Here is a 16,515-nt window from a genome sequence, read left to right on the forward strand (position 1 = left end):
AGGTGGTTTGTTCTTATATCTTATCTAATATTATTATTTAAATAATAAATTGATATTAAATGTTAATTATTTATTTAATCAAAATCTGGTGTTGATTATTATTAATAGAAAAATATATGAATAAATTGTAAAACCATGACTAGATCATTTTTATAAAAAAAGAAACCTTATCTAATCAAGATAAGGTTTCTTTTATCATTTGTATCATGTGATTTTATGGTTAGTAACCCACGGCTTTACCAGCAGGGCGGCGAACATCATTTGAACCATAGAGATAACCTTCACGCACTGCACCAGAAACAGCTGAATCGTTACCTGATGAAGCGGAGAGAACACCTTCTTCCCCAGGGAGTCCGACCATAATCAATTCAGCTGCTCCCCATGGGGTTTGTTCTACCATTTTATATCCCATGGCAGAAAGTTTTTCTAACGTGTCTTTTGATAATCCTCGTTGCTCATAATAAACCTCATCTGGTAGCCATTGATGGTGGATGCGAGGGCTATTAACCGCTTCTTGTGGGGGCATACCAAACTCAATAATATTTAGCGCAGTTTGTAAGGTTATTGAAATAATACGAGAACCTCCTGGAGATCCTAAAATAAGGAAAGGCTTACCTTCTTTAGTTACAATCGTTGGGCTCATTGAGGAGAGTGGACGTTTTAATGGTGCGATACTATTGCGTTCACCTTGTACTAAACCATAGAGATTTTTTTCACCCACTTTAGTGGTGAAATCATCCATTTCATTGTTAAGGAAAAATCCGGTTCCTGGTGCGATGACAACAGCACCAAAACGACCATTAATCGTATAAGTGGTTGAAACGGCATTACCCTCTTTATCTATAACAGAATAGTGTGTTGTTTCAGGACTTTCATGAGGAGCAATACCGGGTTGTACCTTTTCTGATGGCGTGGCTTTATTGGGTTTAATTTGTTGGCGTATTTCTGTGGCGTAGGCTTTACTTAATAACTTTTCTGTTGGATTTTTAATAAATTGAGGATCACCAAGAAACGTATTTCTGTCCATATAAGCATGACGCATTGCTTCCGTTAGAGTATGAACATATTCAGCTGAATTAAAGCCCATTGATTTAAGATCATAACCTTCCAAAATATTCAGTGTTTGGCAGATAGTGACGCCACCTGAACTTGGCGGTGGCGCAGAAATAAACTCATAGCCTCGGTAAGTACAGGTGATAGGTTGGGTTTCGGTGATAGTAAAATTAGCAAAATCTTCTTGAGTTAACAGACCATTATGTTGTTTTGACGCTTCTTCAACTTTTTTAGGGATTTCCCCTTGGTAAAATGCATCATCACCTTGGTTTGCAATTAGTTCAAGCGTATTGGCTAAGTCAGTTTGAATTAGACGATCACCCGGCTGCCATGGCGTTCCATCTGGTTTTAAGAAAATTTTTGCAGATTCTGGATCTTGTTTGAATCGTTCTGTTGTCGTTTCTAATACATCAGTATCAGCTCGCGTTAAAATATAACCTTCTCTTGCCAGTTTAATGGCTGGTGCCATAACATCTTGGCGAGAGAGCGTACCGTATTTTTCTAATGCTGAATTCAATCCTTTTACTGTACCAGGTACCCCTGACGCAAGATAACCGTATAGACTGGCATCTTTAACTAAATTTCCGTCTTTATCTAAATACATATTTTTAGAAGCAGAGGCGGGGGCGGTTTCCCTAAAATTGATAAAGGTATTTGTGCCATCAGCAAGGTGTATTGTCATAAAACCACCGCCACCAATATTGCCACAACAAGCATTTACCACCGCTTGTGCATAACCCACAGCAACGGCAGCATCAATGGCATTCCCTCCTTTTTGTAAAATATCATTTCCGACTTGAGAGGCTAAATGTTGAGAAGAGACAACCATACCTTGTTGTGCTTCAACCGCGGGTTCATAGGCGGCATAGAGTGCAGGTGAAAAAAGTGTGGTAAGTAACAGCAGGTGAGTTTTTTTTATAGTGATCATCATTATCTCCGTTAATAACAGGGAGTTATCTTGCGTAAAGACAAATAAAAATAAGTGTATACACGCTGTTATTAACACGAGTTAACAATTGCGTAACAATAAGTATAGAAAGAGGTTATTGATGAGGAGAATTTTTTTTGATGTGATGATCACAAAACTATCTTTAAGCAGGTAAACAATAAGCTTATGTATTACTAGTTGCAGTAATAAATAAAGTTGATAAGAAATGAGTAGAGAGTAGATAAGTGCTGAATAAACAAAAAAGCCTGTTTTCACAGGCTTTTAGAAATATAGTAGCTTACTGAAATATTACAGTTTGCCAGAGTTTGCTTTCAGGTATTTAGCTACGCCATCTGGAGATGCGCCCATACCTTCTTGACCTTTTTCCCACTGTGCTGGGCAAACATCGCCGTGTTCTTCGTGGAATTGCAGTGCGTCAACCATACGGATCATTTCATCAATATTACGACCTAATGGCAGATCGTTAACCACTTGGTGACGAACAACGCCTTCTTTGTCAATTAAGAATGAACCACGTAGTGCAACGCCCGCTTCTGGGTGTTCGATGCCGTAAGCTTTGATGATGTCATGTTTGATATCAGCAACCATTGGGTATCTAACTTCACCAATACCACCATCATCAATTGGGGTTTTACGCCATGCGTTATGAACAAATTCTGAGTCCATAGAAACGCCGATGATTTCAACACCACGTTTTTGGAACTCTTCAAAACGGTGATCGAATGCAATCAGTTCTGAAGGGCAAACGAAAGTGAAATCCATTGGCCAGAAGAAAATAACGGCAGGTTTGCCTTTGATAAATGAATGCAGGTTGAAATCATTAACAATTTCGCCATTACCTAAAACGGCAGCAGCTGTGAAATCAGGGGCTTTGCGAGTAACCAGAACCATAATGTACTCCTGTAGATTGAAAGAGTTAAGGGTATTTATACTCGTCATACTTCAAGTTGTAGCGTTGTTGACTTCGTTCATTCACTTGTCGCCTAGCTATACTTCGAATTATTTAGAGTGTGTACCCTGTTTTTAAATGATGCATACAGCATAAATAATCAATCGCTATTGATAAAGTTAATCAGAACAATCTATTTGATAGATTATAGTTATCAACTTAATACAATAAAGTAGGATTATTTATGACTCCTTGTATAACGATTCATTCTAATCAACTTTGGAAATGAATACTATGCTTGTTAACAAATCGTTACGAATAATATGATAAATTGACTTACTATCCCTTTGATATATCAAATGTAATCCTACAATATGACAAAAAGATGAAACTCAAAGTGGTAGTCAAATGTATCAGTCATCAAGTTGGTGATGTTGTGCTCTTTCTAGCAATTGTGGATAAAACTGCCAAAAAATCTCACTTAATTCATTGTAATGTGTTTCAAGTACAATATAAGAGCCTTCAAGTGCACTTAATCGTGGTCTTCTTCTCGCCATTCCTTTCAATGTTTGAGCAATATAGGCTTTGTCTGCGTAACGAATTAACCAAGATTGTGACCACAAATATTCGTTGAGCTCTTGGAATTTTTCAGGTGTTTGCCATAAATCAGGCTCAATAATATTTCGGGTTTGGGTGACAAATTTAGTTAAGGGGATATCTGGTTCGAATGTTGACCAATTTAAAGAAAGAAAATGATCCCAAAAAACATCTAATGTTATAGGGGCGACTCGACGATATTCAGCAGGGAACAACAGACGTGCTTGTTTAACTAACGGGTGAGTATCGGTGAGTACATCAATACGTCTATGCATACGAATGCCCTCAATAACAGCTTGGCTGTAATCAGAGCTAGGTGTGCCTTTGACGTAATCTGCCATCATATTACCTAATAGAGAGCTTTTTGCCCTAAAGGCGAGATGTAAGTGAGCAAGATAATTCATCACATCATCATAGCGCTTTTTGAATAAAAAAGGGCTTCTTTGTTGCACTGATAAGCTGGCAGCACTAGACTAGTCCGCCTGTTTTTTATGAAAGTAGTCGTTTAATTATGCGTGTATCAGACTTTACATTTGAATTGCCAGAGGCCTTGATTGCTCACTATCCACAACCTCAACGCAGTGGTTGTCGTTTGCTCTCGTTAGAAGGCGAGACTGGTGCTTTATCACACGGTATTTTTACCGATGTGTTAGATAAAATAAATGCTGGTGATCTGCTGGTTTTTAATAATACTCGGGTGATCCCTGCGCGTATTTATGGCCGTAAAGCGTCAGGGGGCAAAATTGAAGTGTTGGTTGAGCGTATGCTTGATGAACATCGTGTTCTTGCTCATGTTAGAGCTTCTAAATCACCGAAAGAAGGTGCTGCGCTTGTACTAGGTGAAGATGAAAGTGTACAAGCAACTATGGTTGCACGTCATGATACACTTTTTGAAATTCGCTTTGATGATGAAAGAGATGTTCTTACCATCTTGAATAGCATTGGGCATATGCCGTTACCTCCTTATATTGATCGTCCTGATGAAGAATCGGATAAAGAGCTTTATCAAACGGTTTATAACGAGCGCCCAGGTGCCGTTGCTGCACCTACTGCAGGGTTGCACTTTGATGAACCATTACTTCAAGCCTTAAAAGAAAAAGGCGTTGAGATGGCTTTTGTCACACTGCATGTTGGTGCAGGAACTTTCCAACCTGTACGTGTTGATAATATCGAAGAACACACAATGCATTCTGAATACGCAGAAGTACCACAAGACGTGGTTGATGCGGTATTAGCGTGTAAAGCACGCGGCAATAGAGTGATTGCGGTGGGAACAACCTCTGTTCGCTCATTAGAAAGTGCAGCGAAAGCAACAAACGATGCGTTAATTGCTCCTTTCTTTGATGATACTCAAATCTTTATTTATCCTGGCTACCAATACCAAGTTATTGATGCGTTGATTACTAATTTCCATTTACCAGAATCAACATTAATCATGCTGGTTTCTGCTTTTGCTGGGTATAGAAATACCATGAATGCATATAAAGAAGCTGTTGAACAAGAGTATCGTTTTTTCAGCTATGGTGATGCGATGTTTATTACGCGTAATCCTTTAGCTATCAATGAAAAAGTCGGACAAGAATAAAGATTTATTATTCTTTTTAACGATTTTCTTCATTTTATGAAGTGTTATTTCAATTTTATGGATTAATCCCTTTGACTAAGCACGGTTTTTTGTTGAAGTAACATATACAGCTGTCTAACAAATGATTAGAATATGCTGTTTTTTATTGCGCATTGGACTGTTTTTCTGATGCTTGGAGGATGAGTGAAATACGAATTAGACAAAACCGACGGTAATGCTCGCCGCGGTCGCCTTATTTTTGAACGTGGTGTTGTTGAAACACCTGCATTTATGCCTGTGGGTACTTACGGCACAGTAAAAGGAATGACACCTGAAGAAGTGAAAGCAACAGGTGCGCAAATTCTTTTAGGTAACACTTTCCACTTATGGTTACGCCCTGGTCAAGAAATCATGAAGTTACATGGTGATTTACATGATTTTATGCAATGGCAAGGCCCTATTTTAACAGACTCAGGCGGTTTCCAAGTCTTTAGTTTAGGTGCGATGCGTAAAATTAAAGAAGAGGGTGTTCATTTCCGTAACCCAATTAATGGCGAAAAGATTTTCTTAAGCCCAGAAAAATCAATGGAGATCCAATACGATTTGGGTTCTGACATTGTGATGATTTTTGATGAGTGTACGCCATATCCTTCAGATTGGGATTACGCAAAAAACTCAATGGAGATGTCATTACGTTGGGCTAAACGTAGTCGTGCGCGCTTTGATGAACTCAATAACAAAAATTCATTATTCGGTATTATTCAAGGTGGCGTTTACGAAGATTTACGTGATATCTCAGTAAAAGGGCTAGTCGAAATTGGTTTTGACGGTTACGCTGTCGGCGGCCTTGCAGTCGGTGAGCCTAAAGAAGATATGCACCGTATTTTAGAGCATGTCTGCCCTCAAATTCCTGCGAATAAACCGCGTTATTTAATGGGTGTGGGTAAACCAGAAGATTTAGTTGAAGGCGTTCGTCGTGGTATTGATATGTTTGACTGTGTTATGCCAACACGAAATGCACGAAATGGTCATCTGTTTGTAACCGATGGTGTCATTAAAATTCGTAATGCAAAACATCGCTCTGATACATCAACGCTTGATGAACATTGTGACTGCTATACCTGTAAAAATTATAGCCGTGCTTATTTACATCACCTTGATCGTTGTAACGAAATTTTAGGTGCAAGGCTGAACACTATCCACAACTTGCGTTATTATCAACGCTTGATGGCTGAAATTCGTCAGTCTATTGAAGATTCGCGTTTTGAAGAGTTTGTACACGAATTCTACGAACGTATTGGAAAACCTGTCCCACCGCTAAATGGCAGTGCGACTAAGTGTGAATAATGTATACGAGAAAGCCCAATTCTGTGTATGATATTGGGCTTATAACTTGGATATCGTCGATATCGACAACAATGAGGAAAAGTGAATGAGTTTTTTCATTTCTGATGCTGTTGCTTCTGCTGGACAAGCAGCACCTGAAGCTAGCTTTATGTCTATTTTACCGATGTTAGTGATCTTTATTCTGATTTTCTATTTTATGATCCTACGTCCACAGCAAAAACGTACTAAAGAACATCGTAAACTGATGGATTCTATTGGTAAAGGTGATGAAGTTTTAACGACGGGTGGTTTAATTGGTCGTGTTGTTAAGGTTTCAGATAACGGCTATATCGTTGTTGCTCTGAATGAAACAACTGAAGTAACTATCAAACGTGACTTTGTTGCCGCTGTATTACCTAAAGGCACAATGAAAGCTATTTAATAACATTTCCCCAAAGGGAAAAGGGAACTGCCGTGCTAAACCGTTATCCTTTGTGGAAGTACCTGATGTTGATAGCCGCTATCCTCATCGGTCTGCTTTACGCACTTCCTAACCTATATGGTGAGGATCCGGCTGTTCAAATCACTGGCGCGCGGGGAACCGCCGCCAATGAGCAAACACTGGATCAAGTTCGATCTTTATTAGATAAAGAAAACATTGAAGCGAAATCTATTGCACTTGAAAACGGTGCAATTTTAGCTCGTTTCGGTAACCCTGATATTCAGTTACGTGCTCGTGAAGTGTTGTTGCCTGCATTAGGCGACCAGTTCATTGTTGCACTTAACCTTGCACCGGCAACGCCAAAATGGTTAGAAGCCATTGGCGGTGAGCCGATGAAACTGGGGCTAGACTTACGTGGTGGTGTTCACTTCCTGATGGAAGTCGATATGGAAACTGCGTTAGGTAAACTTCAAGAACAAAATGTTGAAAGTTTGCGTACATTATTACGCGATGAAGGCATTCCGTATTCTTCTATCCGTAAAACGGATAACTATGGCGTTGAAATTCGTTTCCGTAACTCGGATGATCGCTCTAAAGCTTCAGATTACCTGGCTCGTCGTAACCAAGATCTCATTTTCAGAGATGGTGCTAATAACTCATTAAGAGCTATTTTTACTGATGAACGTTTACGTGATGCGCGTACTTATGCAGTACAGCAAAATATTACTATCTTACGTAATCGTGTTAACCAGTTAGGGGTTGCTGAGCCATTAGTTCAACGCCAAGGTGCTGACCGAATTGTTGTTGAATTACCGGGTATCCAAGATACCGCACGCGCTAAAGAAATTTTAGGTGCGACAGCAACATTAGAATTCCGTTTAGTCAATACCAGCGTTGATCCTTCTGCTTTAGAAACAGGCCGTATTCCGGGCGACTCAGAAGTGAAATATACCCGTGAAGGTAGACCAACTATTCTTTATAAACGCGTTATTTTAACGGGTGACCACATTACCGACTCAACTTCTCAGGCTGATGAATATGGTCAACCTCAAGTGAATATTTCACTTGATAGCGCGGGGGGTTCTATCATGTCTAACTTTACGAAGGACAACGTCGGTAAACCGATGGCAACACTGTTCGTAGAGTATAAAGACAGCGGTAAACGTGATGAGAATGACCGTGCTGTATTGGTTAAAAGCGAAGAAGTTATCAACGTTGCGAATATTCAGAGTCGTTTAGGAAATAGTTTCCGTATTACGGGTATTTCAAATGCGAATGAAGCACGTCAATTGTCTCTGTTATTACGTGCTGGTGCGTTGATTGCACCTATTCAAATCGTTGAAGAAAGAACGATTGGTCCAACTTTGGGTCTGCAAAATATTACCCAAGGTTTAGAAGCGTGTTTATGGGGACTGATTGCGTCTGTTGCCTTTATGATAATTTATTATCGTAAATTTGGTGTGATTGCGAGTACTGCATTAATGGCAAACTTAGTGTTAATCGTTGGGGTAATGTCACTATTACCAGGCGCAACACTGACCATGCCGGGTATCGCGGGTATCGTCTTAACACTTGCCGTCGCTGTCGATGCCAACGTACTGATAAACGAACGTATCAAAGAAGAGCTACGTAATGGTCGATCAGTACAGCAAGCAATCCATGAAGGTTATAAAGGCGCCTTCTCCAGTATTATTGATGCGAACTTAACCACATTGATTACAGCGGTGATCCTTTATGCAGTCGGTACCGGCTCAATTAAAGGCTTTGCTATCACAACTGCAATCGGGGTTGCAACATCCATGTTTACCGCTATCGTCGGTACTCGTGCGATTGTAAACCTGCTGTATGGTGGTAAACGCATTAAGAAACTGTCTATTTAAGGAGCACGTTGTGGCACAGGATTATACTGTTGAACAATTAAACCATGGTCGTAAAGTCATTGACTTTATGCGTTGGGACAACGTTGCCTTTAGTATTTCGATTCTGCTTTTGATAGCTTCAATCGCTATCATTTCTATGAAAGGATTTAACTGGGGACTGGATTTTACAGGTGGCACAGTAATTGAGATCAATCTCAGTCAACCTGCCGACCTTGATAAAATGCGTGATAGCCTAGATACAGCTGGCTTCAAAGATCCTCTGTTACAAAACTTTGGTAGCAGTCGCGATATTATGGTGCGTATGCCTCCTGTTGAAGGACAGGCTGGTCAAGAATTAGGTAAGAAAGTTATCGATGTTATCAATGCTGAAGTTGATAACGATGCGGTGGTAAAACGTATTGAGTTTGTTGGGCCAAGTGTGGGGAGTGAATTGGCTCAAACAGGTGCAATGGCGTTGTTATCCGCACTTATCTGTATTCTTATCTATGTTGGATTCCGTTTTGAGTGGCGTTTAGCATTGGGTGCGGTTATTGCACTTGCGCATGACGTGGTGATCACACTTGGTGTGCTTTCACTGTTCCACATAGAAGTTGACTTAACCATTGTCGCATCATTGATGTCTGTTATTGGTTACTCACTGAACGATAGTATTGTTGTATCAGACCGTATTCGTGAGAATTTCCGTAAGATTCGTCGAGGAACACCATATGAAATTATGAACGTTTCTCTTACACAGACATTAAGCCGTACCATCATGACATCAGCAACAACATTATTGGTTGTATTAATGCTGTATATCTTTGGTGGTTCAATGCTTCAGGGCTTCTCTTTAGTTATGTTAATTGGTGTTTCAATCGGTACTATTTCTTCTATTTATGTGGCTTCTGCATTAGCACTTAAAATGGGAATGAAACGTGAACACTTGATTGTACAAAAAGTGGAAAAAGAGGGTGCCGATCAGACAACACTCTTACCATAATAGAGCGTTTTCTGATAAAACATCGCAAACACCCTGCCAGTGTATACTGACAGGGTGTTTTTTGTTCACTGAACAGGTACACTGTTTATGAGTATTGTCAAAAGTAGGAATAACTATGCATTGCCCATTTTGTGGAGCCGTAGATACCAAGGTAATTGATTCCAGACTGGTTGGTGATGGTTCACAAGTGCGCCGTCGTCGCCAATGTCTTGTCTGTCATGAACGTTTTACTACCTTTGAAGTAGCAGAGTTAGTGATGCCTCGTGTTGTGAAAAGTGATGAAATACGTGAACCTTTTGATGAAGAGAAACTTCGTCGAGGTATGCTTAAAGCATTAGAAAAGCGTCCAGTGAGTTCAGATGATGTTGAAGCTGCGATAAGCCATATCAAATCACAACTAAGAGCGACGGGCGAAAGAGAGATCCCCTCAAAAGAAATTGGCAATTTTGTTATGGAACAGCTAAAGAAACTCGATAAAGTAGCTTATATTCGCTTTGCTTCTGTTTATCGTAGTTTTGAAGATATCCGTGATTTTGGTGAAGAAATTGCAAAATTACAGGATTAATACATTAATTCAGCGCTTTATTTAATGATTTGAAAAATAACGATAAATAATAAAATTACATGTAATTATTATGATAAATAACAACAGCAACAATTCAAGTGAAAATGAAAGCCTGCATGATGAACACTATATGCGTCGAGCCATTGAGCTCGCAGCATTAGGTCGTTTTACAACATCGCCTAATCCTAATGTGGGGTGTGTGATTGTAAAAGAAGGGGAGATTGTTGGTGAAGGTTATCATCATCATGCTGGTGGTCCTCATGCTGAAGTCAACGCGTTAAAAATGGCAGGAGATAAAGCAAAAGGGGCAACAGCTTATGTTACGCTTGAGCCTTGTAGCCATTTCGGTAAAACACCACCTTGCGCTGATGCTTTGATTAATGCAGGGGTAAAACGCGTTGTTGCTGCGATGCAAGATCCTAATCCTCAAGTTGCAGGTCGTGGATTGCATAAATTACTATCAGCGGGCATTGATGTCTCACATGGCATATTAATGCAAGAAGCTGAAAAACTGAATGTTGGTTTTTTTAAACGAATGAGAACAGGCTTTCCCTACATTCAGTTAAAATTAGGTGCATCTTTAGATGGTAAAACGGCGTTAGCATCAGGTGAAAGTCAATGGATAACCTCTAAAGCATCTCGTCGAGATGTACAAAATTTCCGAGCTCAAGCTAGTGCTATTTTAACAACAAGTGCAACAGTGCTTGCTGACAACCCTTCTATGAATGTACGTTGGGATGAGCTTTCAGATGAAATTAAAGCGCTTTATCCTGAAGAAACGCTACGCCAACCTATTCGCATTGTTGCTGATAGCCAAAATAGAGTGACTGAAAATCATAAAATCACTCAAATTGAAGGCGAATGCTGGCTGGCGCGCACAAAATTACAGCCAAGTGACTGGCAAGGCAATGTATCAGAGATCTTATTACCAACGAATGGCAAAAATAGTGGTGTGGATTTAGTTTTATTAATGATGCAATTGGGTAAACGCAATATCAATACCGTATGGGTTGAAAGTGGGGCGCATTTTGCTGGCGCATTATTAGAAGCCGGACTTGTTGATGAACTTATTATCTATATCGCACCTAAAATTTTAGGGGATGATGCACGAGGTTTATTTGCACTTTCTCCCCTTTCATCATTATCCGAAGCACCTGAATTTACAGTAGATTCTCTTCAACAGATTGGCTCTGATATTAGAGTTTGTTTAAAACCTCGTTATTAATAGACGCAAATAAGTGTGTCTACGGCGCTATTTGTAGTAAAATGGCGCCGTGTGTGTTATTTCCTGTCGTTACGACATCGTTATCAGCCAACTAAATGCCTTGATTTATCAAGGGTTTTTGGCTCCTTTACTGTGTAATAATAAAACAGAGCGCAGAAAAGGAAAGAATATGATAAAATCCGCGCCCCGCGGATAGGAGAAAAAGGTAACCTATGAACGTAATCAAAGGTGTTGTCGCGGCGCCAAACGCACGCGTAGCAATTGCAATTGCCCGTTTTAATAACTTTATCAATGACAGCCTATTAGAAGGTGCTGTTGATGCATTAGAACGTATTGGACAAGTTTCCTCTGAAAATATTACCGTCGTTTGGGTTCCAGGCGCTTATGAGTTGCCATTAACTGTTAAAGCATTAGCAGAAAGCGACAAATACGATGCAGTTATCGCACTAGGTACTGTTATCCGTGGTGGAACCGCACATTTTGAATACGTTGCTGGCGAATGTAGTTCTGGTTTATCTCAAGTTGCAATGCAAAGTGAGATCCCTGTGACTTTTGGTGTATTAACAACGGAAAGTATTGAACAGGCTATCGAACGCGCTGGAACTAAAGCGGGTAACAAAGGTGCTGAAGCGGCAATGACAGCACTTGAAATGATCAATGTACTTAAAGCCATAAAAGGCTAATCATCTGTTTTAACTTAAGGGGAATTTTGTGAAACCTGCTGCTCGTCGTCGTGCTCGTGAGTGTGCTGTGCAAGCTATCTACTCATGGCAATTATCCGGAAATGACATCGCGGATGTGGAATTGGAGTTTTTATCCGAGCAGGATACCCAAGGTGTAGATATTGCTTATTTTCGTGAGCTTTTAGTGGGTGTTGCCATTAATGCAACACGTTTAGATAAGGCGATGGAACCTTATTTATCCCGCCAACTCGAAGAATTAGGTCAAGTTGAAAAAGCAATTTTACGTTTAGCAATGTTTGAACTAAGCTTCCGTGAAGATGTTCCTTACAAAGTTGCGATTAACGAAGCGATTGAACTGGCTAAGGTATTTGGTGCTGACGATAGCCATAAATTTGTTAATGGCGTGCTTGATAAAGCTGCACCAACTGTACGTAAAAAATAATGTTTTTCACGTTTCCTTTATGGTAAATAATTCAAGGCCGGTATTTCCGGCCTTTTGTTTAATAAAGCTAGTCTAGTATGCATAGCTCAATAGGAAATAGATAATGCCTTGTGGTGAATTCTCCCTTATTAAGCAATATTTCACTTCACAGCCTGTAAAACGAAAAGATGTAAGTACAGGAATTGGGGATGATTGCGCAATATTGACGGTACCGGAAAAGCAACAAGTCGCTATTAGCACTGATACTTTAGTGAGTGGTATTCACTTCCTTCCTTCTATCTCACCTGAAGATTTAGCCTATAAAGCACTTGCTGTAAATATTAGTGATTTAGCTGCCGTTGGTGCAGATCCTTCTTGGGCTTCATTAGCGTTAACACTTCCTGATACAAACAGTGAATGGCTTGAGGCATTTAGTCGTTCTTTCTTTGCTTTGGCTGATTACTACGCGATCCAGCTAATTGGTGGTGATACCACTCGTGGTCCTTTAAGTTTAACGATTACCATACAAGGACTTGTACCACAAGGAACGGCATTACTTCGTTCCGGCGCTAAAATTGGTGACTGGATCTATGTCACTGGGTTTTTAGGCGATAGTGCTGCGGGACTTGCTGTATTACAAAATAGATTACAACCAACAGAAAAAGAGCATAGTGATTATTTTGTTGCAAGGCATTTGCGTCCTCAGCCTCGTTTATTACAAGGTCAAGCATTGCGCCATTTAGCGACATCTGCGATTGATATTTCTGATGGGTTAATTTCAGACTTAGGTCATATTCTCACCGCAAGTGGTTGTGGGGCTCACTTAAATTTAGATGCATTACCTTATTCGCCAGCGATGAAAGCGCAAGTGAGTGAAGAACAAGCGGAGATTTGGGCATTAAGTGGTGGTGAAGATTATGAATTATGTTTTACGGTGCCAGAAATCAACCGTGGCGCGTTAGAGATTGCATTAGCACATACAGGCGCAGATTTTCATTGTATAGGGCAAATTATGCCGATCGCTGAAGGTATTCGTTATTTACGAGATGGTAAAGATGTTTACCCTAATCTTAAAGGGTTTGATCATTTCAGTGAGTCTGATCAGTAAGCCTATCTCAATTTAAAAGGCGCTCTATAAGCGCCTTTCAGAATGCGATAACATCTAGATATATCAACAAAGATAGTATCAATAATCTGTTATTCTTAGTTTTTCTTAACAAATTCAGATTTCAACTTCATTGGTCCAAAGCCATCAATTTTACAATCAATATTATGGTCGCCTTCCACTAAACGGATACCTTTTACTTTAGTACCAATTTTAAGCATGGTTGAGCTACCTTTGACTTTGAGATCTTTAATCACAGTTACTGAATCACCATCAGCTAATAGATTGCCGTTAGCATCTTTAACCACTAACTCATCGTTATCAATAACGGGTTCTTCATCGTTCCACTCGTGTGCGCATTCAGGGCAAACATACATTGCACCATCTTCATAGGTGTATTCTGAACTGCACTTAGGACAAGAAGGTAATGACATAATAATACTCTCAAATTTTATCAAAATGGGGAGTGATTAATCGTCACAATGAGGATAACACTTGCCCCATAAATTAAAGGACACATTATCGTTTAAGAGTGAAAAGTTCTAAGCAGTCTCCGAAGTGGTACTGCTTCTGATAATGTGAAAGGGCGATAGTATAATGGATTTGATGGAAATTTGCATCCTTCACCGATTATGACATAACGAGAGAGGAAAAGTAGATTAGATATAGCGCGTTAAATAGAAAATAAAGACAAATAAAATTGATTTTAAATTTCACTTAACTATTTGATATAAAAATAATAATTTTATAAATACAACTAAAAATAAATGCCCCCACCTTAAAAGAGAGCATTATCAATAATAGTGTTACTTTTCTTATTGTGATTTTACAAAGTTACTCACCGAACCACGTTCTATAAGTTTGGGTGTAAGTACCAGAACATTGTCTTTTGCATCGATATTTTCCATGCGATGTAATAATTGGCTGACAGCGAGTTTACCTAATTCATCTTTGGGTTGGTGGATCGTAGAAAGAGGAGGGATCATATAAGAGGCTAGGTCGATATCATCATAACCCATCACTGAAATATCATCAGGTACACGCAAACCTTTTTGATAAATAGCTTGATAAGCACCAACAGCCATCGCGTCATTACAGGTAAAAACAGCTTGTGGTAAGACAGAAAGTGAGAGTAATTTTTGCATTGCGCTAAATCCACCCGCAAATTCAAAATCGCTTGTTAACACAAACTCTTCTCGGATAGCTAATCCTGCTTTTTGCATTGCATTGTAATAACCTTGTAAACGATGTTTGGCAGGAAGTTTATCTTGAGGGCCTGCAATACACGCAATCTCAGTAAAGCCTTTTTCAATTAGATAATTGGTTGCAATTTCTCCCCCAAGCAGAGAGTTATCTTGAATAATATCGCCCCCGTATTCAAAGGGGGACCAATCCATCATAACCATAGGTAAACGAGGATAACGATTTAGCACTTCATGAGAGGGCGCTCTGGCTTCTGTTGACATCAATAATAAGCCATCAACACGTTTTTGTAGCAATGTTTCAAGGCTACTATCCATGCGTTCGTAATCTCCTTCAGTGTTACACAAAATAAGGCTATAACCTTTTTCGTAACAACTGCGTTCAACGCCACGCACAACTTCTGCATAGAACGGGTTACTACTGGCTGTCACTAACATGCCAATAGTATGAGTACAGTTCATTTTTAAACTGCGTGCTAAAGCAGAAGGCGCGTAATTTAAGGTTTCGATAGCGTCGTTAACCTTTTTACGAATACCTTCACTAACATAACGATTGTTATTGATTACGTGAGAAACAGTTGATGTCGAAACGCCCGCCAAACGGGCGACATCTTTCATTGTTGCCAAAGTACTATGCTCGCTCTGCTAAAAATAATTCGATTTCATGACGCCAAGGAACAGAAGATTGCGCACCATGACGTGTAACTGCAATGGCAGCTGCTGCGTGAGCAAAACGGATAGCCTCAACGGAAGGTTTCCCTTCTAATATTGCAGTGACAAATGCACCGTTAAATGTATCACCTGCAGCAATGGTATCAACAGCATCGACACGAAATCCAGGAATTATCATGCCTTTTCCTTGTTCACTAAACCATACACCGCGGCTACCCAAAGTGATAAGCACTTGCTTGATGCCTTTACGATGTAAAATATCGGCAGCTTTTGCCGCACCTGCTTCATCATGCACAGAAACGCCTGTTAATATTTCGGCTTCTGTCTCATTTGGAGTGATAACATCAATAAAACTCAGAAATTCATCAGATAAAGTTTGTGCTGGTGCGGGATTTAAAATGACTTTAGTTTGATGTGATTTTGCCAGTTTTGCGGCTTCAAAAACAGTCTCTAACGGTGATTCTAATTGCATCAGTAAGGCATCAGCGTGTTCAATAACATGATGATATTGCTCAAGATGTATAGGTGTTAGTGCACCGTTAGCACCTGCAATAATGCTAATTACATTTTCACCTTGCTCATTAACAAGGATCATCGCAACACCTGTAGGTGTTTGCGGAATAATACTAATTGCATCGATATGAATATTATCTGTGTTAAGTTGTGAGATTATCTCACTGCCAATCGCATCATCACCGACACAAGCAATAAAGGTAATATCGGCGCCACTGCGACCACAAGCAACAGCTTGGTTTGCACCTTTACCACCAAAGGCTATTTTGTATTGATGACCAATAATGGTTTCACCTGGTTTTGGAAATTGTGAAATATTCATAATGTGGTCAACATTAATACTACCTAGAACAGCAAGGCGAGGTGTTGTCATAGCCTTTATCCTTGTAAAAACGTGTTTTAATGATTAAAGCTACCACGGAGCAATATCACTCCGTGGCATTTATTGTT

Annotated in this window: 16 protein-coding genes; 10 read left to right on the plus strand and 6 right to left on the minus strand. The window is 39.7% G+C overall.

What is annotated here, in order from left to right:
- Nucleotides 1-220 precede the first annotated feature (220 nt).
- From ggt to H1225_RS01130, 3 genes are all read right to left on the minus strand, one after another.
- Nucleotides 221-1,981, minus strand: coding sequence for a gamma-glutamyltransferase (gene ggt / locus H1225_RS01120; RefSeq protein WP_109399304.1), 1,761 nt, complete (start codon nucleotides 1,979-1,981; stop codon nucleotides 221-223).
- A 309-nt stretch (nucleotides 1,982-2,290) separates the two neighbouring features.
- Nucleotides 2,291-2,893 carry a peroxiredoxin C gene (locus H1225_RS01125; protein ID WP_006535139.1) on the minus strand — a complete coding sequence of 201 codons (603 nt, stop codon included), beginning with the start codon at nucleotides 2,891-2,893 and terminating at the stop codon, nucleotides 2,291-2,293.
- A 411-nt stretch (nucleotides 2,894-3,304) separates the two neighbouring features.
- Nucleotides 3,305-3,892, minus strand: a complete 588-nt coding sequence (locus H1225_RS01130; RefSeq protein WP_109847911.1) for an acyl carrier protein phosphodiesterase — start codon at nucleotides 3,890-3,892, stop codon at nucleotides 3,305-3,307.
- Between the two features lie 107 nt (nucleotides 3,893-3,999).
- Between H1225_RS01130 and queA the strand changes: the two genes are divergently transcribed.
- From queA to thiL, 10 genes are all read left to right on the plus strand, one after another.
- Complete coding sequence (gene queA, locus H1225_RS01135) at nucleotides 4,000-5,073, plus strand: tRNA preQ1(34) S-adenosylmethionine ribosyltransferase-isomerase QueA (RefSeq protein ID WP_115065096.1); 1,074 nt, start codon at nucleotides 4,000-4,002, stop codon at nucleotides 5,071-5,073.
- Between the two features lie 183 nt (nucleotides 5,074-5,256).
- Complete coding sequence (gene tgt / locus H1225_RS01140) at nucleotides 5,257-6,399, plus strand: tRNA guanosine(34) transglycosylase Tgt (RefSeq protein ID WP_036911729.1); 1,143 nt, start codon at nucleotides 5,257-5,259, stop codon at nucleotides 6,397-6,399.
- Between the two features lie 85 nt (nucleotides 6,400-6,484).
- A complete protein-coding gene (yajC, locus tag H1225_RS01145; protein WP_006535133.1) occupies nucleotides 6,485-6,820 on the plus strand; it encodes a preprotein translocase subunit YajC in 336 nt (111 codons plus the stop codon).
- A gap of 32 nt (nucleotides 6,821-6,852) precedes the next feature.
- Complete coding sequence (secD, locus tag H1225_RS01150; protein ID WP_109399302.1) at nucleotides 6,853-8,700, plus strand: protein translocase subunit SecD; 1,848 nt, start codon at nucleotides 6,853-6,855, stop codon at nucleotides 8,698-8,700.
- Between the two features lie 10 nt (nucleotides 8,701-8,710).
- Nucleotides 8,711-9,679 carry a protein translocase subunit SecF gene (secF, locus tag H1225_RS01155; RefSeq protein ID WP_072063687.1) on the plus strand — a complete coding sequence of 323 codons (969 nt, stop codon included), beginning with the start codon at nucleotides 8,711-8,713 and terminating at the stop codon, nucleotides 9,677-9,679.
- Nucleotides 9,680-9,794: 115 nt separating this feature from the next.
- Nucleotides 9,795-10,244, plus strand: coding sequence for a transcriptional regulator NrdR (gene nrdR / locus H1225_RS01160; RefSeq protein ID WP_006535128.1), 450 nt, complete (start codon nucleotides 9,795-9,797; stop codon nucleotides 10,242-10,244).
- A gap of 70 nt (nucleotides 10,245-10,314) precedes the next feature.
- A complete protein-coding gene (ribD, locus tag H1225_RS01165; protein ID WP_006535127.1) occupies nucleotides 10,315-11,469 on the plus strand; it encodes a bifunctional diaminohydroxyphosphoribosylaminopyrimidine deaminase/5-amino-6-(5-phosphoribosylamino)uracil reductase RibD in 1,155 nt (384 codons plus the stop codon).
- Nucleotides 11,470-11,681: 212 nt separating this feature from the next.
- Nucleotides 11,682-12,152, plus strand: a complete 471-nt coding sequence (ribH, locus tag H1225_RS01170) for a 6,7-dimethyl-8-ribityllumazine synthase (protein WP_023580887.1) — start codon at nucleotides 11,682-11,684, stop codon at nucleotides 12,150-12,152.
- Between the two features lie 28 nt (nucleotides 12,153-12,180).
- Nucleotides 12,181-12,594 carry a transcription antitermination factor NusB gene (gene nusB, locus H1225_RS01175; RefSeq protein WP_006535124.1) on the plus strand — a complete coding sequence of 138 codons (414 nt, stop codon included), beginning with the start codon at nucleotides 12,181-12,183 and terminating at the stop codon, nucleotides 12,592-12,594.
- 103 nt (nucleotides 12,595-12,697) lie between these two features.
- Nucleotides 12,698-13,681 (plus strand): thiamine-phosphate kinase, encoded by a 984-nt coding sequence (thiL, locus tag H1225_RS01180; protein WP_006535123.1) that lies wholly within the window; start codon nucleotides 12,698-12,700, stop codon nucleotides 13,679-13,681.
- 95 nt (nucleotides 13,682-13,776) lie between these two features.
- Here the strand turns inward: thiL and H1225_RS01185 are convergent, their stop codons facing one another.
- The 3 genes from H1225_RS01185 to rbsK all read right to left on the minus strand — a co-directional run bounded on the left by H1225_RS01185 (nucleotide 13,777) and on the right by rbsK (nucleotide 16,438).
- On the minus strand, nucleotides 13,777-14,112 hold the full coding sequence (locus H1225_RS01185) for a zinc ribbon domain-containing protein YjdM (RefSeq protein WP_072063684.1): 336 nt from the start codon (nucleotides 14,110-14,112) through the stop codon (nucleotides 13,777-13,779).
- A gap of 381 nt (nucleotides 14,113-14,493) precedes the next feature.
- Nucleotides 14,494-15,507, minus strand: a complete 1,014-nt coding sequence (gene rbsR, locus H1225_RS01190; protein ID WP_174704102.1) for a ribose operon transcriptional repressor RbsR — start codon at nucleotides 15,505-15,507, stop codon at nucleotides 14,494-14,496.
- Between the two features lie 4 nt (nucleotides 15,508-15,511).
- Entirely contained in the window at nucleotides 15,512-16,438 is a 927-nt protein-coding gene (gene rbsK / locus H1225_RS01195) for a ribokinase (protein ID WP_161671081.1), read from the minus strand.
- Nucleotides 16,439-16,515: the final 77 nt, after the last annotated feature.

The organism is Proteus penneri (assembly GCF_022369495.1).
Lineage (GTDB): Bacteria > Pseudomonadota > Gammaproteobacteria > Enterobacterales > Enterobacteriaceae > Proteus > Proteus penneri.